The 21154-nt window shown below is 56.0% G+C and carries 21 protein-coding genes; 15 read left to right on the plus strand and 6 right to left on the minus strand.

The window, feature by feature from the left end; all coding sequences use genetic code 11:
* The first annotated feature begins 20 nt into the window (after window positions 1-20).
* On the plus strand, window positions 21-827 hold the full coding sequence (gene tcdA / locus FHW71_RS15745) for a tRNA cyclic N6-threonylcarbamoyladenosine(37) synthase TcdA (RefSeq protein WP_061719905.1): 807 nt from the start codon (window positions 21-23) through the stop codon (window positions 825-827).
* Here the strand turns inward: tcdA and csdE are convergent.
* On the minus strand, window positions 815-1270 hold the full coding sequence (csdE, locus tag FHW71_RS15750) for a cysteine desulfurase sulfur acceptor subunit CsdE (RefSeq protein ID WP_061719906.1): 456 nt from the start codon (window positions 1268-1270) through the stop codon (window positions 815-817). The two genes, tcdA and csdE, sit on opposite strands and share 13 nt — an antisense overlap.
* A gap of 4 nt (window positions 1271-1274) precedes the next feature.
* Window positions 1275-2480: a cysteine desulfurase CsdA gene (gene csdA / locus FHW71_RS15755; RefSeq protein WP_179452251.1), complete on the minus strand. Its 1206-nt coding sequence runs from the start codon at window positions 2478-2480 to the stop codon at window positions 1275-1277.
* Between the two features lie 206 nt (window positions 2481-2686).
* On the opposite strand from csdA, the gene FHW71_RS15760 reads away from it, so the two are divergent.
* The 4 genes from FHW71_RS15760 (at window position 2687) to rlmM (ending at window position 5700) form a co-directional block, all read left to right on the plus strand.
* Entirely contained in the window at window positions 2687-2911 is a 225-nt protein-coding gene (locus tag FHW71_RS15760) for a YgdI/YgdR family lipoprotein (protein ID WP_008109575.1), read from the plus strand.
* 333 nt (window positions 2912-3244) lie between these two features.
* Window positions 3245-4162 (plus strand): transcriptional regulator GcvA, encoded by a 918-nt coding sequence (locus FHW71_RS15765; protein WP_008109573.1) that lies wholly within the window; start codon window positions 3245-3247, stop codon window positions 4160-4162.
* 49 nt (window positions 4163-4211) lie between these two features.
* Window positions 4212-4607: a DUF423 domain-containing protein gene (locus tag FHW71_RS15770; RefSeq protein WP_008109570.1), complete on the plus strand. Its 396-nt coding sequence runs from the start codon at window positions 4212-4214 to the stop codon at window positions 4605-4607.
* On the plus strand, window positions 4600-5700 hold the full coding sequence (rlmM, locus tag FHW71_RS15775; RefSeq protein WP_061719908.1) for a 23S rRNA (cytidine(2498)-2'-O)-methyltransferase RlmM: 1101 nt from the start codon (window positions 4600-4602) through the stop codon (window positions 5698-5700). Before FHW71_RS15770 ends, rlmM begins: the two co-directional genes overlap by 8 nt.
* A 346-nt stretch (window positions 5701-6046) precedes the next feature.
* On the opposite strand, the gene xni is transcribed toward rlmM, so the two are convergent.
* The 3 genes from xni to queF all read right to left on the minus strand — a co-directional run bounded on the left by xni (window position 6047) and on the right by queF (window position 9236).
* Window positions 6047-6805: a flap endonuclease Xni gene (xni, locus tag FHW71_RS15780; RefSeq protein WP_179452252.1), complete on the minus strand. Its 759-nt coding sequence runs from the start codon at window positions 6803-6805 to the stop codon at window positions 6047-6049.
* 38 nt (window positions 6806-6843) lie between these two features.
* Window positions 6844-8208 (minus strand): nucleotide 5'-monophosphate nucleosidase PpnN, encoded by a 1365-nt coding sequence (gene ppnN, locus FHW71_RS15785; protein ID WP_154192345.1) that lies wholly within the window; start codon window positions 8206-8208, stop codon window positions 6844-6846.
* A gap of 182 nt (window positions 8209-8390) precedes the next feature.
* Entirely contained in the window at window positions 8391-9236 is an 846-nt protein-coding gene (queF, locus tag FHW71_RS15790; RefSeq protein WP_061719910.1) for an NADPH-dependent 7-cyano-7-deazaguanine reductase QueF, read from the minus strand.
* 62 nt (window positions 9237-9298) lie between these two features.
* Here queF and syd point away from each other — a divergent pair, with 62 nt between their 5' ends.
* The 4 genes from syd to FHW71_RS15810 all read left to right on the plus strand — a co-directional run bounded on the left by syd (window position 9299) and on the right by FHW71_RS15810 (window position 12002).
* Window positions 9299-9847 carry a SecY-interacting protein gene (gene syd / locus FHW71_RS15795; protein ID WP_179452253.1) on the plus strand — a complete coding sequence of 183 codons (549 nt, stop codon included), beginning with the start codon at window positions 9299-9301 and terminating at the stop codon, window positions 9845-9847.
* 590 nt (window positions 9848-10437) lie between these two features.
* Window positions 10438-10764: a YqcC family protein gene (locus tag FHW71_RS15800; protein WP_179452254.1), complete on the plus strand. Its 327-nt coding sequence runs from the start codon at window positions 10438-10440 to the stop codon at window positions 10762-10764.
* On the plus strand, window positions 10764-11543 hold the full coding sequence (gene truC / locus FHW71_RS15805; protein ID WP_154155416.1) for a tRNA pseudouridine(65) synthase TruC: 780 nt from the start codon (window positions 10764-10766) through the stop codon (window positions 11541-11543). The genes FHW71_RS15800 and truC overlap by 1 nt, the downstream gene beginning before the upstream one ends.
* A 12-nt stretch (window positions 11544-11555) precedes the next feature.
* The gene (locus tag FHW71_RS15810; RefSeq protein WP_008101384.1) at window positions 11556-12002 is read left to right on the plus strand and encodes a flavodoxin; all 447 of its coding nucleotides are present in this window, start codon (window positions 11556-11558) and stop codon (window positions 12000-12002) included.
* Window positions 12003-12072: 70 nt separating this feature from the next.
* Here the strand turns inward: FHW71_RS15810 and garD are convergent, their stop codons facing one another.
* Window positions 12073-13632 (minus strand): galactarate dehydratase, encoded by a 1560-nt coding sequence (gene garD / locus FHW71_RS15815; RefSeq protein WP_179452255.1) that lies wholly within the window; start codon window positions 13630-13632, stop codon window positions 12073-12075.
* Between the two features lie 509 nt (window positions 13633-14141).
* Here garD and FHW71_RS15820 point away from each other — a divergent pair.
* From FHW71_RS15820 to FHW71_RS15845, 6 genes are all read left to right on the plus strand, one after another.
* Complete coding sequence (locus tag FHW71_RS15820; RefSeq protein WP_179452256.1) at window positions 14142-15488, plus strand: MFS transporter; 1347 nt, start codon at window positions 14142-14144, stop codon at window positions 15486-15488.
* 9 nt (window positions 15489-15497) lie between these two features.
* On the plus strand, window positions 15498-16838 hold the full coding sequence (locus FHW71_RS15825; protein ID WP_179452257.1) for an enolase C-terminal domain-like protein: 1341 nt from the start codon (window positions 15498-15500) through the stop codon (window positions 16836-16838).
* A gap of 16 nt (window positions 16839-16854) precedes the next feature.
* Window positions 16855-18186, plus strand: a complete 1332-nt coding sequence (gene gudD / locus FHW71_RS15830; protein WP_008101394.1) for a glucarate dehydratase — start codon at window positions 16855-16857, stop codon at window positions 18184-18186.
* A gap of 52 nt (window positions 18187-18238) precedes the next feature.
* Window positions 18239-19006, plus strand: coding sequence for a 2-dehydro-3-deoxyglucarate aldolase (gene garL / locus FHW71_RS15835; protein ID WP_061719917.1), 768 nt, complete (start codon window positions 18239-18241; stop codon window positions 19004-19006).
* 19 nt (window positions 19007-19025) lie between these two features.
* A complete protein-coding gene (gene garR / locus FHW71_RS15840; protein WP_179452258.1) occupies window positions 19026-19910 on the plus strand; it encodes a 2-hydroxy-3-oxopropionate reductase in 885 nt (294 codons plus the stop codon).
* Window positions 19911-19994: 84 nt separating this feature from the next.
* Complete coding sequence (locus tag FHW71_RS15845) at window positions 19995-21134, plus strand: glycerate kinase (RefSeq protein WP_179452259.1); 1140 nt, start codon at window positions 19995-19997, stop codon at window positions 21132-21134.
* The last annotated feature ends 20 nt before the right edge of the window (window positions 21135-21154 follow it).

Genomic DNA, 21154 nt, shown 5'->3' on the forward strand with positions numbered 1-21154 from the left:
TTTAGCGGAAAGGTTTGGTTATGACAGTAGTAAGCGACGCCTGGCGACAACGTTTTGGCGGCACGGCGCGTCTCTATGGGCAGGACGCGCTACAGCGTTTTGCCGACGCGCATTTTTGCGTGATTGGTATTGGTGGCGTAGGTTCATGGGCGGCGGAAGCGCTGGTGCGCACCGGCATCGGTAAAATCACCCTGATTGATATGGACGATGTCTGTATCACCAATACCAACCGCCAGATCCACGCGCTGCAGGGCAAAGTGGGCCAGGCGAAGACCGAAGTGATGGCCGAGCGTATGCGCGCCATCAATCCGGAATGCGAAGTGATCTGTATCGATGACTTCATCACGCCGGAGAATACCGCCGAACTGTTATCGGCGGGTTTCGACTACGTGATTGATGCGATTGATAGCGTGCGGCCCAAAGCCGCGTTGATTGCCTGGTGTCGTCGCAACAAGATCCCGCTGATTACCACCGGCGGCGCGGGCGGCCAGATCGATCCCACGCAGATCCAGGTTAGCGATCTGGCGAAAACCATTCAGGATCCGCTGGCGGCTAAGCTGCGTGAGAGATTGAAAGGGGATTTCGGTGTGGTGAAGAACAGCAAAGGCAAGCTCGGCATAGACTGCGTATTTTCAACGGAAGCGCTGATGTATCCGCAGCCGGACGGCAGCGTGTGTACTTCACGCTCCACCGCAGAAGGGCCGAAACGTATGGATTGTGCCGCCGGATTTGGCGCGGCAACCATGGTGACCGCCACTTTCGGGTTTGTGGCGGTTTCTCACGCGTTGAAGAAGTTTCTGGCGAAAGCGGCGCGTCAAACAGCCTGAGTATGCTGACGTGCAGCGCGTTGCACCGCATCCGCCAGCGCCTGTAAGCCGCTGCTGCGCGAGGCACTCAGCTGCGCACGCAGACCTAACGTATCAAACAACGCCAGCGGATCTTGCTGCAGCAAGTCGGCTGGCGTTTTGCCTTCCACCGCCGTCAGCAACACCGCCAGCAATCCGCGCACGATGCGTCCTTCACTGTCGCCATAAAAATGCAGTGTGCCGTTGTTCAACAGCTGGCTGCTGAGCCACACGCGATTTTCACAGCCCGTAAGCTCGATATCCGGCGTTTTCAACTCTTCCGCTAACGCAGGCAGCTGGCGGCTAAGCTGGATCAACTGACGATAGCGATCTTCCCACTGATGAAAATGGGTGAATTTTTCCGTCAGGCTGGCTGCGGTAATCAAATCGCCGAACGGATGCGGGGCGAGCAGAGTTGATGTCATGGGCTTATTCACTCAGTAAGTCGACGGCATGGCGCATGGCGCGCACCAGCGCATCCACGTCCTGCAAATTATTATAGGGGGCGAACGAGACGCGCAGCGTGCCGGTTATGCCAAGCGCCGCCATCAGCGGCTGCGCGCAGTGCTGTCCGGCGCGTAACGCGATGCCGTGCTCGGCGAGCAGCGTGACGATGTCGCTGTGATGAATGCCGGCAATATCAAACGCCAGCAGGCTGGCATTGCCACAGCGAAAGCTGCGGAAACCGGGGATCTCGCTCAATTGCTCTTCGGCCAGACTCGCCAACTGCTGGCTCCACATTTCAGCCTTTTTGCCATCATGTTGCGCCAGCCACTCCAGCGCGGCACTCAAACCCACCACGCCCGCAACGTTTGGCGTTCCGGCCTCAAAACGCCACGGCACTGGCTGCGGCGTGAAACCGTTAAAATCGACCTGCGTCAGCATTTTGCCGCCGCCTTGCCACGGATCCATCGCCTCCAGCAATTCCGCCTTGCCATACAGCACGCCAATGCCCATCGGGCCGTAAAGTTTATGGCCGGAAAAAGCATAGAAATCAATATCCAGCGCCTGCACATCTGGCGGACAATGCACCACGCCTTGTGCACCATCAACCATCACTTTGGCGCCGGCGTCATGGGCTAAACGGATCGCCTGCGCCAGATCCGGACAGCCGCCAGTGACGTTCGACATCTGGCCAACGGCTAACAATCGGGTGCGTGAATTGAGCAACGCCGGCAGCTGCACGATATCCGGCAAACGATCGGCGCCCAGCGGCCATTTCACTACTTTCGCGCCCGCCGCTTTTGCCACCATCAACCACGGCACCAGATTGGCGTGGTGCTCGGCTTCGCTAACCACGATTTCATCGCCAGCTTGCAGTCGCGGCGCCAGCCAGCTGTTCGCCACCAGATTGATCGCTTCGGTGGTGCCGCGCGTCCAGACAATCTGCCGATCGTCCGCAGCATTGAGCCAGCGCGCCACTAAACCGCGCGCCTGTTCGTATTTTTCCGTCAGCGCGCGGGCGGCAGCGAACTGGCTGCGATGCACGGTGCCTGCGCTTAAGCTGTAGAACTGTGCCGTTGCGTCGATCACCGCCTGCGGCTTGAGCGCAGTGGCGGCGCTATCGAGGTAGATACCGGCATCGCTCATTGCGGGGAACTGCTGGCGGAAGGCGCCTGGGGAAAAAATGGTCATACTCAGCCCACTGTTAATCATATTAGGACCAGGCTGAAAGCTGGCCCGTTGCCTGGCAAAGCTGGAAAAGCGCGTTATGCTAATTATTGCAAGGTTTGAACCGAAACCCGCATAACGCGTCGCTATTCTCAGTCGATTTCACTGGCGCTACCTTTGGTGAGCGCATGCGGGTGGTTTAATGCAATCAATCTGCAAGGAGATAGAAGATGAATAAACTCACCGCAGTGCTGGCCGTATGTACTCTGGCCTTTACCCTGTCCGCATGTTCCAGCAATTACGTGATGCACACTAACGATGGTCGCACCATCGTCGCCGATGGCAAACCTAAAGTTGATGACGAAACCGGTATGATCAGCTATCAGGATGCCAATGGCAACAAGCAGCAGATTAACCGCTCTGACGTCAAAGAGATGGTAGAGATGGGGCAGTAAACAGGTAAAAAAAAGCACCGCAATTTGCGGTGCTATTTAAAATCACTATGGACAGACAGGGTAAATCTACAGGAATTAAAAGCTTGATCTGCAAGCGTCAGATCAAAATGCAAACACAACATCACGACCACAAGCCAAAAGCTCTCCAAAAGTCTGCGATCTCTCGCACGTTTCCAGAAATCTTTTCGTTCCGGCTCAGGAAGTGCGGCAACTATAGGTATTTGCTGGAGCTTCCTCAACGGACAAATTATAATGTCTCGGATTAAAAAAACTAATACGTAGCGACTTTGTATAAGTTGAAGTATTACCTTATCAATCCGGATACGGAAAACCATGTCTAAACGCCTTCCGCCGCTCAATGCTTTACGCGTCTTCGATGCTGCTGCCCGTCATTTGAGCTTCACCAAAGCCGCTGAAGAGCTGTTTGTTACCCAGGCTGCTGTCAGCCATCAGATCAAATCTCTGGAAGATTTCTTAGGTTTAAAGCTGTTTCGCCGGAGGAATCGTTCGCTTTTACTGACAGAAGAAGGTCAAAGCTACTACTTAGACATCAAGGAGATTTTCTCCGCCCTGAACGATGCCACGCGCAAGTTGCAGGCGCGCAGCGCCAAAGGTGCGCTCACCGTCAGTTTGCTGCCGAGTTTCGCCATTCAGTGGCTGGTGCCTCGCCTTTCCAGCTTTAATATGGCTTATCCGGGCATCGACGTGCGTATCCAGGCGGTGGACCGTGATGAGGAGAAATTGGCGGACGACGTCGACGTGGCGATTTTCTACGGTCGCGGCAATTGGCCAGGCCTGCGGGTTGAGAAATTGTATGCCGAATATTTGCTGCCGGTCTGCTCACCAATGTTGCTGACCGGCGACAATCCGCTCAAATCACCGGCTGATTTGGCGCACTGCACGCTACTGCATGATGCATCGCGCCGCGACTGGCAATCCTATACGCGCCAGCTGGGTTTGCAGCACATTAATGTGCAACAGGGCCCGATCTTCAGCCACAGCGCCATGGTATTGCAGGCGGCGATTCATGGTCAGGGCGTGGCGCTGGCGAATAATGTGATGGCGCAGAGTGAGATTGAAGCCGGTCGCCTGGTGTGTCCTTTTAATGACGTATTAGTCAGTAAAAATGCTTTTTATCTGGTTTGTCATGACAGCCAGGCAGAACTGGGTAAAATAGCCGCCTTTCGTCAGTGGATCCTGGAAAAAGCGGCCAATGAACAAGAAAAATTCCGTTTTCGCTACGATCACTAATGCGTTGCTGGCTGCACAGTGATGTGCGCACTACCTTGAGGATTCTTTGATGTCCAGTCGTGCCATGTTTGTTTTTGCTGCTATCAGTGGATTTTTACTGGTGGCGTTTGGTGCTTTCGGGGCGCATGTGCTGAGCAAATCGCTCGGCCCGGCCGAAATGGCGTGGATACATACCGGCCTCGAATATCAGGCGTATCACACGCTGGCGGTGATCGGCTTGGGTGCCGCCATGCTGCGCCGCGCCAATATCTGGTTTTACTGGAGTAGCGCCGCGATGGCGCTGGGTACCGTGTTGTTCAGTGGCAGCCTCTATTGTCTGGCGCTGTCGCACATGAAGTTTTGGGTTTTTGTTACGCCAGTGGGCGGCTTGTGCTTCCTTATTGGCTGGTTCTTGATGTTGATTGGCGCACTGCGTCTGAAACGAAAGGCAGATCGCCATGAATAAAGTTTTACTCTATTGCCGTCCGGGATTTGAGAAAGAGTGCGCGGCAGAAATCAGCGCGAAAGCAGCTGAGCGCGAGATTTACGGCTTCCCGCGCGTCAAAGATGACTCGGGTTACGTGCTGTATGAGTGCTATCAGCAGGAAGACGCTGAAAAGCTGATCCAAACGCTGCCGTTTGCCGAGCTGATCTTTGCGCGTCAGATGCTGGTGGTGGGAGAGCTGCTGCGCGATTTGCCGCCAGAAGATCGCATCACGCCGATTGTCGGCATGCTGACCGGTGTGGTGGAGAAGGGCGGAGAACTGCGGGTTGAAGTGCCGGATACCAATGAAGCTAAAGAGCTCACCAAGTTCTGCCGTAAATTAACCGTGCCGCTGCGTGCCAGCCTGCGGGAAAGCAAAATCCTGCTTAATTACGAAACGCCGAAGCGTCCGGTGGTGCATGTGTTCTTTATTGCGCCGGGCACCTGCTACGTTGGCTATTCGCTGCCGGAAAACAACTCGCCGTTCTACATGGGTATTCCGCGCCTGAAGTTCCCGTCCGATGCGCCGAGCCGTTCCACACTCAAGCTGGAAGAGGCCTTCCACGTGTTTGTGCCTGCGGATGAGTGGGATGAGCGTTTAGCCAGCGGCATGTACGCCGTCGATCTCGGCGCTTGCCCCGGCGGTTGGACCTATCAACTGGTGAAACGCAGCATGTGGGTATTTGCGGTGGATAACGGCCCAATGGCGCCAAGCCTGATGGATACCGGACAAGTCACGCACTGCCGCGAAGATGGTTTTAAATTCCGTCCGCCGCGTACCAATATCAGCTGGCTGGTGTGCGACATGGTGGAAAAACCGGTGCGCGTAGCAAGCCTGATGACCGAATGGCTGGTGAATGGCTGGTGCCGTGAAGCAATCTTCAACCTCAAGCTGCCCATGAAAAAGCGCTACGAAGAAGTGACGCAGAACCTGGCGATGATTGATGACGCGCTGAAAGCGCAGGGCATTAATGCCCAGATTCAGGCGCGTCAGCTGTATCACGACCGCGAAGAAGTGACCGTTCACGTACGCCGGTTGTGGGCGGCAGTTGGCGGCCGTCGCGACGAGCGCTAGTCCTGCTTCATACTTTGCACTACAGCGGTCCTGCTTCATACTTTGCACTACAGCGGTCCTGCTTCATACTTTGCACTACAGCGGCGTTGGCTGCGTTTGCTCGCCCCGGTCACATACTGATGTATGCTCCCGGGGACTCGCGCACTTGCCGCCTTGCTGTAGCGCAAATTATTTCGCAGGATGCCTGCTTCATACTTTGCGCTACAACGGCGTTGGCTGCGTTTGCTCGCCCCGGTCACATACTGATGTATGCTCCCGGGGACTCGCGCACTTGCCGCCTTGCTGTAGCACAAATTATTTCGCAGGATATGCTGTGTTTTTGTAGGGTCGCCATTTATGGTGACCGCTATTTCGCTTTATATCTCAGGGTGTTGAGATTGCCTTGTAACATTAAATCCCGCTTTAACGTTGAAACTTTCCGACAAATTTCCGCCATTTCCCGCTGTTCCTGCAATTTCCCCTGCCACTTGCTCGGCACCTGATCCCATTGCTGATAGATCGCATCCAGCGAGCCAAACTGCATCAATAACTCGCGGGCACTTTTTGGGCCAATGCCGGGCACGCCAGGAATTTTACTGCTGCTGATACCGCACAATCCCCAGTAATCGGGCAACTGCGTGGGCGAAACGCCAAACTCTTGCTCGATAAAAGGCACATCCAGCCAGCGCTTCTGGAAATAATCGCGAATGCGAATGTTGGGAGCCAGCAGCTGGCAATAACCTTTATCGGTAGAAACAATCGTTGCCTGATGACCGGCGTCAGCCATTTTCACCGCCAGCGTGGCGGCGAGATCGTCGGCTTCGTCTAAATCGGCCACCCAACAGCTGACGCCAGCGGCGCGGAAGGCGTCCTGCAGCGCGGGCATCTCCAGATGCAAATCTTCCGGCATTGGCGGGCGACCCGCTTTGTAATCCGGCAAAAGTTGATGGCGCCAGCCAGGCTGACGCTCATGGCTATCAAACACCGCCACCACATGCGTGGGCTGGGTATGTCCTAATAACTGATGCAAAGCAGCAACGCAGCTATCGCGGCACGGCGATCCCTGAACGGCGTGCAGACGGCGAATCAGATTGAGTGCATCAATGATAAGAAGATGAAACGACATAGCGATAGCGGCAGCCCGCAGGCTGCCTTCCTGGTGGGTTATTTGATGATTTCGTAGCAAGGCGTGTAGGCGCTGCCCGGCAGCTTCATGCGCTGCTGTGCGACAAAGCCTTGCAACAGCTCATCCATGCGGTGCATGAGATTGGCATCGCCGTGCAGCTTGTATGGACCTTTCTCGCGAATTTCACGAATCCCGATCTCTTTAACGTTACCCGCGACAATGCCGGAGAAAGCGCGACGCAGATCGGCCGCCAGCAGCTCGGCAGGTTGATCCGGAAACAGCTTCAGGTTTGCCATATTCTCGTGCGTCGGCAGGAAGGGCACCTGCAATTCGGGGGCGATACGAATCGACCAGTTGAAGCTGTAGGCATCGCCGGTTTCGCGACGATATTCTTTCACCTGCGGCATGGCTTTTTTCATCAGACGCGCCACTTCAGCGGCATCATCAATGATGATTTTGTAGTGCTTGCGTGCGCCTTCACCCAGCGTGTTGACGATGAAATCATCCAGTACGCGGAAGTAGTCGGCGCTCTCTTTGGGTCCGGTCAGAATCAGCGGAAGTACCTGATCGCTGTTATGTGGATTCATCAAAATACCCAACAGATAGAGCAGCTCTTCTGCCGTGCCCACGCCGCCAGGGAAGATCACAATGCCGTGAGCGATACGCACAAAGGCTTCGAGACGTTTTTCGATATCCGGCATGATGATCAGCTCATTGACCAGCGGATTCGGTGGCTCTGCGGCAATAATTGAGGGTTCGGTCAGGCCGATAAAACGACTGTCATGATAGCGCTGCTGCGCATGGCCAACGGCGGCACCTTTCATCGGTGCTTCCATCACGCCAGGCCCGCAACCGGTACAGATGTTGAGTTCGCGCAGGCCCATTTGCGTGCCGACGTTGCGGCAATATTGATATTCCACCGCATTGATCGAGTGACCGCCCCAACACACCACGGTATTCGGGTATTCGCCGATATGCAGGGCGCGCGCGTTACGCAGAATTGAAAACACCTGATTGGTGATATGCGCAGAGTCTTCCGGTTCATCATTCTGGCAGCGCTCGGTCGCCGCCAGTTGACCGTTCACAAACAGAATATCGCGCAGCACGGCAAACAGGTTCGCCTGTAGCGAACGAATAATACGGCCATCAACAAACGCCTCTTCCGGCGGATTGATGAGTTCAAGTTTCACGCCGCGTTCACGGCGCAACACGTTGATATCAAAGTTTTCGAAACGGGAAAGTAATTCCTGGCTGCTGTCGGTTTGGCTGCCGGAGTTGAGTACCGCAAGTGAGCAGTTACGAAACAGCTGATAAAGGTCGCTGCTGGCGGTGCGCTTCAGCATGTCGACTTCAAGCTGGGAGAGCAGGTCCATCGAGCCAAGCGGGCTGATATGTGTAATCAAGAGAACTCCTTTACACGCAAATGCGTGGCTGATGACGCTGCGCTTAACTTATTAACGCAGCGACGAAAATCCCTGGTCGCGCATGCTGCAATCGCGCCTTCAACAGAGTAACGTTGTCCGCCGTGAATGCTCAAGAGGAACCGCGCATCCGTGCAGCGGCCTGCGAGGCGTCTCGCAATCTGTTACTGGCGAACCAGGCGGGAAAAACCGGGAGAGAAGGGCACGTTACTGCGCCACGGATTAATATCCAGACCGCCGCGCCGCGTGTAACGTGCATAAACGGTTAATGCTTCTGGCTGACAAAAGCGCTGAACATCGTTGAAAATGCGTTCAACGCACTGCTCATGAAACTCATTGTGCTGGCGGAATGAGATCAAATAACGCAGCAACGCTTCACGATCGATACGCGGGCCTTTGTAGCGGATCATTACCGAGCCCCAATCGGGCTGATTGGTGATTAAGCAGTTTGATTTCAGCAGATGGCTAACCAGCGTTTCTTCAACCATCTCGCGGCCAGCAGCTTGCGCCAGATAATCTGCGTTGAAGGCGTAATCGTGGATTTCGATATCCTGCTCATCAATCACTTCGCCAGAGAAGTGGCCGATCGGCTGGCCTTCCACTTCGCTGAGACGAAACAGGGCCACGCTGACCTGACCCTTCGCGCAGGCGCTGAGATCGCGCTCCAGCGTCTGGCGCACTTCGCCCCAGTCGGCGAAAACTGTCTGATTAAAACTGTTAAGATAGAGCTTGAAACTCTTCGACTCGATCAGGTTTTGGCTATCGGCGCTAAGCACCACTTCGCCCACCGCCACCTGCGGAACGCCTTTGCTGTTGAGCCAGGAGAGTTCGTATAGCGTCCAGATATCTGCGCCCGTAAAAGGCAGATTATCGGGATACAGCCCAAGCGGCTCACGGTTCAGGCTGCGCGGCACGGATTGCAGCAGCGTGTTATCGTAACGATCAACATAAGCCGTGGGCTTACCTAAGGTCAGGCCGCTTAATGCCTGATCCCGGTTTTCAGAAGACATAACGGTTACCACTAAATTTCATCAAAGTGGTTAAGTGTAACCTAACACCTGCGAGAATATGAATGATGCAGCAAACCGTAGATGCTCTGCGTGAGTTTACCGCCCGCTACGTTGAACATTGGCAGCAACAAACCGGACATTTTCCCGCCAGCGCCGATCTGCTTGGCGTTCCCTCTGACTGCATCATCAGCACGCTGGATGACCGCGTGTTGTGGCAGCCGCAGCCGTTTACGTTACCGGCCACGCTTGAAGCGGTAGAGCGTGCACTGGATCTGCAACTGAAACCGGAAATCAGTGCGTTTTACACCACGCAATTTGCCGGCGATATGACGGCAACCTTAGAGCAGCGACCAATTACCCTGCTGCAGGTATGGAGTGAAGCGGATTTCACCCGCCTGCAAGAGAACCTGATCGGTCATCTGGTTATGAAGCGCCGCTTAAGACAGGCACCAACTTTGTTTATTGCCACCACCGATTCAGAGAATGATGTGATTGCGCTGTGCAATCTTACCGGTGAGGTCATTCTGGAGGAGCCTGGCACTAAAAAGCGTGAAGTGCTGGCGCCATCCGTTAAGACATTTCTTAATGCTTTACAACCGGTTACTCAGTGATTTGCAGATTTTCAGGCTACGCTTTGTGAGAGATCTCTCACGTCTCGTGTGAGAGATCGCTAGATCATCGTGCAGACTTCTGGAAGCCGTAAATGTAAAAATATTGTGAATCATGAACTTATGGCATCATTCTGAAAATTAAGACAGGGCTTAATCCATTAACGCTTCTTACTGGCTTGTTATTGCGATGATTTCTGGGAGAATAGTCACCACTGGCAGGATGCTGGGGATTAAGAGACGTTCAGGAGAATGTCAGCCAAGAGGCAGGAACGTAACGGAGTTTACGGCACAAGGAAGGCTTCAGGACGAAGCAGGACACTCAGGATTGAGTCAGGGACACCTCCAGGACGGAGAATGAGAGCCACGCGGAATGTGGCGGGCCAGGATGCTAAGGACCAATGTCATGATGACAAGCGACGGAAAGCGCAGGAAAAGTTGTCATGGATGAGCAGGGAGCACAGCAGTAGCTGGAATGCTGCAAACGAAAACCGGGAGCACTGTAATCACAGTGCTCCCTTTTTTTATGCCATTTTTGCGCCGGGCGTGACTGATGGTATGCTTGCCGCCCAATTTTTCTCTGGAGGTGGCGCATGTCGTCGCAAATGATTTTTCAGCGCCTGCAGCAGGTCGAAGCGGTGATGCGCGAACACGGCCATTGGCAGTCACAATCCCCCGAGGCGAGCGCCTTCACCAGTACCGAACCTTTCTGTCTCGATACCATGGAGCCGCTGCAATGGCTGCAATGGGTATTGATGCCGCGCTTTTATGCGCTGCTCGAAAGTGGCGCGCCGTTACCGCAGAATTTCGCTATCACACCTTATTATGAAGTTGCATTGCCAGCCGACACGGCGGGCTATACGGCATTATTGCTGACGCTCAATAAGTTTGATGCGCTGTTCCAGGAACCTTCCGCCTGATGCTCGAAATCCTTTATCAAGATGAGTGGCTGGTCGCCGTGAATAAGCCAGCCGGTTGGCTGGTGCATCGCAGCTGGCTCGATCGCAACGAAAAAGTGGTGGTGATGCAAACGGTGCGCGACCAGATTGGTCAGCATGTCTTCACCGTGCACCGACTCGACCGCCCAACCTCTGGCGTGTTGCTGATGGCGTTATCGAGTGAAGTCGCCCATTTACTGGCGCAGCAGTTTGAACAGCATCAGATGCAGAAAACCTATCATGCGGTGCTGCGCGGTTGGCTGGAAGGCGGCGCGACGCTGGATTATCCGCTGGTGGAAGAGCTGGATAAGATTGCTGACAAATTCGCTACTCAGGAGCCTGTTGCCCAACCGGCAGTAACGGATTACCAGGCGCTGGCACACGTTGAGATGCCGGTCGCTATCAGCCGTTATAACACCGCGCGCTATACGCTGGTGGAGATGGCTCCGCACACCGGCCGTAAACATCAACTGCGCCGCCACATGGTGCATCTGCGTCATCCGATTATTGGCGACAGCGCGCACGGAGATTTGCGCCAGAATCGTGGTGCGGCGGCACACTTTGGCCTAAATCGCCTGATGCTGCACGCCAGCGCGCTCAGCTTTACTCATCCCGTCACCGGCGAGCCCTTAGTGATTCGCGCCGGGTTGGATCGTGTCTGGCAGCAGATGCTTGAGCAATTTGGCTGGCAGGATCAGATCCCTGATGTTCCCAGGGTTGAGTTTGCCATTGATGCAGTCCAGGATAAGCCAACAGAATAAAGGAGCGGCAAGATGGCAAAGATTGGCATTTTTACAGGTACGGTTTACGGCAATGCGCTGCTGGTGGCTGAAGAAGCACAGACGGTGCTGGAAGAGCAGGGCCACGAGGTGAAGGTGTTTGAAGATCCGTCGATGGCGGATTGGCAGGCATACAGCAAAGAGGTGGTGCTGATTGTCACCTCAACTACCGGCCAAGGCGACTTCCCGGATAACATTGCCCGCCTGTATGTTAAGGTGCGCGATGAGCTGGGTTATCAACCCGAATTGCGTTACGGCGTGATTGGCTTGGGTGATAGCAGCTATGACAATTTCTGCGGTGCCGGTAAAACCTTCGATGCCACCTTGCAGGAGCAGAGCGCACAGCGCATCGGCGAGGTGCTGCTGGTGGATGCGACGGAAGATCCGGAGCCAGAATCAGTGACGTCACCTTGGGTTGAGAGCTGGGGTAAGTTGCTGTAATGGGTGAGGTCGCCATGAATGGCGACCCTCCAGAAGCGTTGTAGGGTTGGCATTCATGCCAACCTGGTCATCACGTCACCGGCGCCGGATTAAATACCGCCAGCTGATTACGAATCCCCCAACGATCCGACCACGTCTGTTTGCGCCCGCTGGCAATATCCAGAATCAACTCAAACAGTCGCCAACCGACCTGTTCAATACTCTCTTCGCCCGTTGCAATAGTTCCGGCATTAATATCCATCAAATCATGCCAGCGTTCGGCCAGCGCATTGCGCGTTGCCATCTTAATCACCGGAATGGCGGCTAAACCGTAAGGCGTGCCGCGCCCGGTGGTGAACACCTGCAAGGTAATGCCCGATGCCATCTGCTGCGTGCCACACACGAAATCGCTGGCTGGTGTTGCTGCATAAATTAGCCCGCGTTTGGTAGGGCGCTGGCCTGGCGATAACACTTCAACAATTGGGCTGCGACCTGACTTCGCAATCGAACCCAGCGCTTTCTCCACCACATTCGCCAGCCCGCCTTTTTTGTTACCCGGCGAGGGATTGGCGCTGCGATCGGTTTGGCCCTGGCTGAGATAATCGTCATACCACGCCATCTCTTCCAGCAGCCGTTTGCCGACCGTTTCATCCACCACGCGCGGCGTCAGCAGATGAATAGCATCTCGCACTTCAGTCACTTCCGAGAACATCACCGTTGCACCGCAGCGCACCAGTAAGTCGGAAGCAAATCCCACGGCGGGGTTCGCCGTTACGCCGGAGAAAGCATCGCTGCCGCCGCATTGTGTGCCGATCACCAGCTCTGATGCTGGACAGGTTTCGCGCTGGCGCTGATTAAGTTTTTTCAGATGTCGTTCGGCGACCTGTAGAATTTCATTCACCATCGCGCCAAAGCCGACCAACCGCTCATCCTGCAACCGCACAATGTCGTTGTCATCCAGCGAAATCGCCTGCACGTCCGGTGTGCCGGTCAGCAATCGTTCCGGCTGTAATTTCTCGCAGCCGAGGCTGACGATCATCACTTCGCCACCGAAATTGGGATTCAGTGCCAGGTTATGAATGGTGCGAATCGGCACCACGGCGGCGGGCGCATTGATTGCCACGCCGCAGCCATACAGATGATTCAGCGCCACCACGCCATCGACATTGGGATAGCGCGGCAGCAAATCACGCTCAATGATTTGCACCACATAATCCACCACGCCTGCCACGCAGTGAACGCTGGTGGTGATACCGAGCAGGTTACGCGTGCCAACGCTGCCATCCGCGTTGCGATAGCCTTCGAAGGTATAACCTTCCAGCGGCGGCAGCGCGGGCGGCACATTGTTTGCCAGCGGCAAACTGTTGAGCGGTGGCGCTTCGGGCAGCGCCACCAGTGATTCTTCAATCCAGCTACCTTGTGGGATCGGACGCAGCGCGTAGCCAATCACTTCACCGTAGCGCAGGATTGCGCCCGCTTGCGGAATGTCACTCAGCGCGACTTTATGTCCCTGCGGCACATGCTCCGTCAGTTGCAGTCCGTCGTCGAAACGGGTGCCGGACGGCAATCCCTGATTGTTGACCACGATCGCCACGTTATCGGCATCGTGCACTTTGATATAGAGCGGTTTTTCTGTCAGAGGACGGTTCATTGCTCACCTTCCAGTTCGTCGCACTGTACTTAGCAGCGCGGTTTAAAATACGTCCATCACGTCATCGTTTTTTGCCAGCCTCAGTATATGCAGGGGTATTTGCCGTATGCATTGTGCAACTGACTGGCTTTAAGGAGATTTATCAGAGGATTTTGGTTCGTTTATCCAAACGCAAGTGAAGGGACTCACAAACTGCTATTGGCCTGTACGTTTACTAGGCAAAATCGCGGTGGAAAAAAGCGTTCCGTGAGCCACGCCGCAGCGTTATGTGCAGATGCCATAAAATCATTCTCATTCGCCCTTCATCCTCATGCGTTCTTCCAGTGTTTCGCCTCCAGGCTGTTCCTATACTGATTCTCGTTCTTCAACGTTAGGTTATTCGTCACGACGCATCATCGTATTGCCAAATATAAAAATCGCCGTGTTTAACCCAACATCATTCTGATACCCAACGCGATGTGTATGCAGTCAGAGTGGATGTAGCGTTCGCTATATTTCAGGAGTGCATCATGAATAGTTTCAGCCAGACAGCGGAAGCGGTGCAGAAGCGCACCAATGCCCGTTACTGGATTGTGGTGATGTTATTTATCGTCACCTCGTTCAACTACGGTGACCGCGCAACCATTTCGATTGCCGGTTCGGCGATGTCCAAAGATATCGGCCTTGATTCGGTCGGCCTGGGCTACATCTTCTCCGCCTTCTCGTGGGCGTACGTTATTGGGCAGATTCCGGGTGGCTGGCTGCTCGACCGCTTCGGCTCAAAACGCGTCTACTTCTGGAGCATCTTCCTCTGGTCGCTGTTCACCTTGCTGCAGGGCTTCGTCGATCTGTTCAGCGGCTTTGGCATTATCATTTCGCTGTTCCTGCTGCGTTTCCTGGTCGGCCTGGCTGAGGCGCCATCCTTCCCCGGCAACAGCCGCATCGTTGCGGCCTGGTTCCCGGCGCAGGAGCGCGGCACCGCAGTAGCAATCTTCAACTCGGCGCAATACTTCGCCACGGTGATCTTTGCGCCGATCATGGGTTGGCTGGTATCCGAAGTGGGCTGGGCGCACGTGTTCTGGTTCATGGGCGGATTGGGCATCATCCTCAGCTTCATCTGGCTGAAAGTGATCCACGATCCCACCGATCATCCAGGCGTTAACAAAGCCGAACTGGAGTACATGGAGCAGGGCGGCGCGCTGATTAACATGGACGTCAAAAAGGACGACCGCAAAGTGAGCTGGAGCGAGAAGTGGTTCCAGATCAAACAGCTGCTGACTTCCCGCATGATGCTGGGCATCTATCTCGGGCAATACTGCGTCAACGCCTTAACCTACTTCTTTATCACCTGGTTCCCGGTGTATCTGGTGCAGGCGCGCGGCATGTCGATTCTGAAGGCGGGCTTTATTGCCTCGATTCCGGCGGTATGCGGCTTCCTTGGCGGCGTCTTGGGCGGGGTGATTTCTGATTACCTGATGCGCAAAACCGGTTCGCTGAATATCGCGCGTAAAACGCCGATTGTGCTCGGCATGCTGCTCTCCATTTCAATGGTGATGTGTAACTACACCGATACTGAATGGGTGGTGGTGTTCTTCATGGCGCTGGCGTTCTTCGGTAAAGGCATTGGTGCGCTGGGATGGGCGGTGATGGCAGATACCGCACCGAAAGAGATCAGCGGCTTGAGCGGCGGTCTGTTCAATATGTTCGGTAACTTCTCCGGCATCGTGACGCCAATCGCTATCGGTTACATCATCGCCACCAGCGGTTCCTTCGAAGGCGCGCTGGTTTATGTCGGTATCCATGCCTTTGTCGCCGCATTTAGCTTCCTGGTGATTGCCGGCGATATCAAACGCGTCGAACTGAAAACCAGGCCATAAGGACGGACTATGACTACGCAAAGCACGCCGGTCATCACCGAAATGCAGGTGATTCCGGTTGCCGGGTACGACAGCATGCTGCTCAACATCGGTGGCGCGCACAGCGCCTGCTTCACCCGCAATATCGTGGTGCTCACTGACAGCGCCGGACATACCGGCGTCGGTGAAGCGCCGGGCGGTGAAACCCTCTACCAAACGCTGGTTGAGGCGATTCCTCAGGTGAAAGGCCAGCAGGTTGCGCGCATGAATCGTCTGGTGCAGCAGGTGCACAAAGGCAATCAGTCGGCGGATTTCGATACCTTCGGCAAAGGCGCGTGGACCTTCGAGCTGCGCGTCAATGCGGTGGCCGCGCTGGAAGCCGCGCTGCTCGATCTGCTCGGCCAATGCCTCGGCGTGCCGGTGGCGGAACTACTCGGTCCGGGCCAGCAGCGCGATGAAGTCACGGTGCTGGGTTATCTGTTTTATCTCGGCGATCGTCGCAAAACCGATTTGCCCTATCTGACCGGCGAAAATGCCAGCCACGATTGGTATCACTTGCGCCATCAGGAGGCGCTGACGCCGGAATCCGTGGTGCGGCTGGCGGAAGCGGCGCAGGACAAATACGGCTTCAAAGATTTCAAACTCAAAGGCGGCGTGCTGCCGGGCGAGCAGGAAATTGAATCGGCGGAGGCGCTGAAAAAACGCTTTCCCGATGCGCGCATCACTGTCGATCCCAACGGTGCCTGGACGCTCGACGAAGCCATTCGCTTGTGTAAAGGCATGGGCGATGTGCTTACCTACGCCGAAGATCCGTGCGGTGCCGAGCAGGGTTTTTCTGGCCGCGAAGTGATGGCCGAATTCCGCCGCGCGACGGGCTTGCCGGTCGCCACCAACATGATTGCCACCAACTGGCGCGAAATGAACCACGCGGTGATGCTCAATTCCGTCGATATTCCGCTGGCCGATCCGCACTTCTGGACGCTGAGCGGCGCGGTGCGCGTGGCGCAGCTGTGCGACGACTGGGGATTAACCTGGGGCTGTCACTCCAATAACCACTTCGATATTTCGCTGGCGATGTTCACCCACGTTGGCGCGGCTGCGCCGGGTAAACCCACCGCCATTGATACGCACTGGATTTGGCAGGAGGGCGATCAGCGCCTGACCAAAGAGCCACTGCAGATCCGTAACGGCAAAATCGCCGTGCCGGATAAGCCGGGCCTCGGCATCGAGCTGGATTGGGATCGTCTGCATCATGCCAACGCTTTGTACAAATCGCTGCCAGCGGGCGCACGTAATGACGCCACCGCTATGCAGTATCTGGTTCCCAATTGGTCATTCGACCGCAAGCGTCCAGCATTTGGTCGCGGCTAAGTCTAAGGAGCAGGAAATGAGTCAGACACCGAAAATTACATCGCTGCAGGTCATTCCGGTGGCCGGTTACGACAGCATGTTGCTCAACCTGAGCGGCGCACATTCACCGTTCTTCACCCGCAATATCGTCATCATTAAAGACAATGCCGGACATACCGGCGTGGGTGAGATTCCGGGCGGCGAAAAGATTCGTCAGACGCTGGAAGATGCGGCGGCGCTGGTGGTGCAGAAAACCGTTGGCGAATACAAAAACATCCTCAATCTGGTGCGCAGCACCTTTGCCGATCGCGATTCCAGCGGGCGCGGCAACCAAACCTTTGATTTGCGTACCACCATTCACGTGGTGACCGGCATCGAAGCGGCGTTGCTCGATCTGCTTGGGCAGCACCTGGGCGTGAACGTTGCCTCGCTGCTCGGCGATGGTCAGCAGCGCGATCGTGTGGAAATGCTCGGCTATCTGTTCTATGTCGGCGACCGCAAGAAAACCTCGCTGCCGTATCAGAGCCAGGAAAATGACAAATGCGATTGGTATCGTCTGCGCCACGAAGAAGCGCTGACGCCGGATACGGTGGTGCGCCTGGCGGAAGCGGCGTATGAAAAATATGGCTTTAACGATTTCAAACTGAAAGGCGGCGTGCTGCGCGGCGGCGAAGAGGCCGAAGCGGTAACGGCGCTGGCGAAGCGCTTCCCGCAGGCGCGCGTGACGCTCGATCCTAACGGCGCATGGTCGCTGAACGAGGCGATTCTGCTCGGTAAGCAACTGAAAGGCGTGCTGGCCTATGCGGAAGATCCGTGCGGTGCTGAGCAAGGCTATTCCGGTCGTGAAGTGATGGCGGAGTTCCGCCGCGCCACCGGCATGCCGACCGCCACCAACATGATCGCCACCGACTGGCGTCAGATGGGCCACACGCTGTCGCTGCAATCGGTCGATATCCCGCTGGCCGATCCGCACTTCTGGACGATGCAGGGTTCGGTGCGCGTGGCGCAGATGTGCCACGACTTCGGCCTGACGTGGGGCTCGCACTCTAACAACCACTTCGACATCTCGCTGGCGATGTTCACCCACGTTGCCGCCGCCGCACCGGGCGCGATTACTGCCATCGATACCCACTGGATTTGGCAGGAAGGCAATCAGCGCCTGACCAAAGAGCCGTTCCAGATTAAAGGCGGCATGGTGCAGGTGCCGCAAAAACCGGGCCTTGGCGTCGAGCTGGATATGGATCAGGTGATGCAGGCCAACGCGCTGTATCAGAAACACGGTTTGGGCGCGCGCGATGATGCGCAAGCCATGCAGTTCCTCGTACCGAACTGGACCTTTGATAACAAGCGTCCGTGCCTGGTGCGCTAACTTTTCCGGCTCCCCGCGCGGGAGCCTGCTGTAACCGACAGGAGTGAAGACAATGAGCAATGCCTGGCCGAACCCTTTTCGTCGCCGTTTGCTGGCAGGAGAAACCCTGATTGGCAGCTGGTGCGCGCTGGCTAATCCATTAACCACCGAAGTGCTGGGCCTGGCGGGCTTTGACTGGCTGGTATTGGATGGCGAACACGCGCCAAATGACATCACCACCTTTGTGCCGCAGCTGATGGCGCTGAAGGGCAGCCACAGCGCGCCAGTGGTGCGTCCGCCGTGCAACGAACCGATCATCATCAAGCGCTTACTGGATATTGGCTTCTACAACTTCCTGGTGCCGTTTGTGGAAACCGAGGAAGAGGCGATTCGCGCGGTGGCGTCTACTCGCTATCCACCGGCTGGCATTCGCGGTGTCTCGGTTTCGCACCGCAGCAACATGTACGGCACGCTGCCGGACTACAACAGCACCATCAACGATAACATCACTGTGCTGGTGCAGATCGAAACGCAACAGGCGGTGGACAATATCGATGCTATTGCCGCAGTCGATGGTGTCGATGGCATCTTCGTTGGGCCGGGCGATCTCTCGGCAGCGCTCGGCTATCTCGGCCAGCCTGCGCATCCCGAAGTATTGAAAGTGATTAAACACGTATTCGAACGCGCCAAAGCGGCGGGGAAACCGAGCGGGATTCTGGCGCCGGTGGAAGCCGATGCGCGCCGCTATCTGGAGTGGGGCGCCAGCTTTGTGGCGGTAGGCAGCGATCTGGGCGTGTTCCGTAACGCCACGCAGGCGCTGTGTGACAAATTTAAAAAATAACTGACTGAGAGGAAAGGCAATGAAAATTGGATTTATCGGCCTCGGCATCATGGGCAAACCGATGAGTAAAAACCTGGTGAAAGCCGGTTATTCGCTGGTGGTGCGCGACCATAATGTCGGCAACGAAGCAGAGCTGGTGGAGCTAGGCGCCACCGTGGCGAAGACGCCAAAAGAGGTAGCAGAACAGGTAGATGTGTTGATCACCATGGTTCCGAACTCGCCGCAGGTTAAAGAGGTGTGCCTCGGCGCTAACGGCATCATCGAAGGCGCGAAGCCTGGCCTGATCGTGATCGACATGAGTTCCATTGCGCCATTGGCCAGCCGTGAAGTGCATGATGCGCTGGCGGCGAAAGGCATCAAAATGCTCGATGCGCCGGTCAGCGGCGGCGAGCCGAAAGCGATTGAAGGCACGCTGTCGGTGATGGTCGGCGGTGATAAAGCAGTGTTCGATCAGTGCTTCGACATCATGAAAGCGATGGCGGGTTCGGTGGTGCACACCGGCGACATTGGTGCGGGTAACGTCACCAAGCTGGCGAATCAGGTAATCGTGGCGCTCAACATCGCGGCGATGTCAGAAGCGCTGTCGCTGGCGACCAAAGCGGGCGTTAATCCTGAGCTGGTTTATCAGGCGATTCGTGGTGGCCTGGCGGGCAGCACCGTGCTGGATGCCAAAGCGCCGATGGTGCTGGATCGTAACTTCAAGCCGGGCTTCCGTATCGATCTGCACATCAAAGATCTGGCTAATGCGCTGGATACCTCGCACGAGATTGGCGCGCATCTGCCGCTGACCGCTGCAGTAATGGAGATGATGCAAGCGCTCAAGGTCGACGGACAGGGCACTTCCGACCATAGCGCGCTGGCCTGCTATTATGAAAAATTAGCGAAAGTTGAGATCACCCGGTAGTGCAATCGTCCGGCGTCTGCGGATGCCGGACGGCTCGCTGCCTTCGCAGGACGGATGTCCGTCATCAACCGCGCTGGATTGCCTATGAAAATTGTCATCGCACCGGATTCATATAAAGAGAGTTTATCCGCCCTGGAAGTGGCTTCGGCGATTGAAGCGGGATTCCGCGAGATCTTTCCTGAAGCTGACTACGTGAAAATACCGGTTGCCGACGGTGGCGAAGGCACGGTTGAAGCGATGGTGGCGGCAACGCAGGGAAACATTGTCCGGCTGACGGTTACTGGACCGCTCGGCAAGCCAGTTGAAGCGTTCTACGGTTTGTCAGGCGATGAGCGTACCGCGTTTATCGAAATGGCGGCGGCCAGCGGGCTAGAGTTAGTACCCGCCGCACAGCGCGATCCGCTGATTACCACCTCGTTTGGCACCGGCGAGCTGATCAAAGATGCGCTCGATCGTGGTGTCGATCACATCATCATCGGCATTGGCGGCAGCGCCACCAATGATGGTGGTTCCGGCATGATGCAGGCTCTGGGCGCGCAGCTGCTGGATGAGCACGGCAAGGAAATTGCCTATGGCGGCGGTGCATTGCCGCAGCTGGCGCACATTGATATCGCACAGCTGGATGCGCGTATTAAAGAGTGCCGCTTTGAAGTGGCCTGTGATGTCAGCAATCCGCTTACCGGTGAAAAGGGCGCGTCGGCGATCTTTGGTCCGCAAAAAGGCGCAACGCCGCAGCTGGTGCAGCAGCTGGACAAAGCACTGGAACATTACGCTACTCTGATTCATCGCGATCTGGATATTGATGTTTTACGCATTGATGGCGGCGGCGCGGCGGGCGGCATGGGCGCGGCGCTGCATGCGTTTTGTCAGGCCGAGTTGCGCAGCGGCATTGAAATTGTTACTGAAGCCCTGGGCCTGGCTGAGCAGGTGAAAGATGCCGATCTGGTGATTACCGGCGAAGGGCGCATTGATAGCCAGAGCATTAATGGCAAGGTGCCGATTGGCGTGGCAAAGGTCGCGAAGCAGTTTAATAAGCCGGTGATTGGCATTGCCGGAAGTTTAACCGCGGATGTCGGCGTGGTGCATCAACACGGGCTGGATGCGGTGTTCAGCGTGCTGTTTAGCATCTGCACGTTGGATGACGCGCTGGCCAACGCGGCGCAGAACGTGCGCCTGACGGCGCGTAATGTCGCGGCGGTGATTAAGCTGGGGAGAGAGCTGTAAGCCAGGTCGCCATGAATGGC

This window comes from Enterobacter sp. Sphag1F, assembly GCF_014193275.1.
Taxonomy (GTDB): Bacteria; Pseudomonadota; Gammaproteobacteria; order Enterobacterales; family Enterobacteriaceae; genus Pantoea; species Pantoea symbiotica.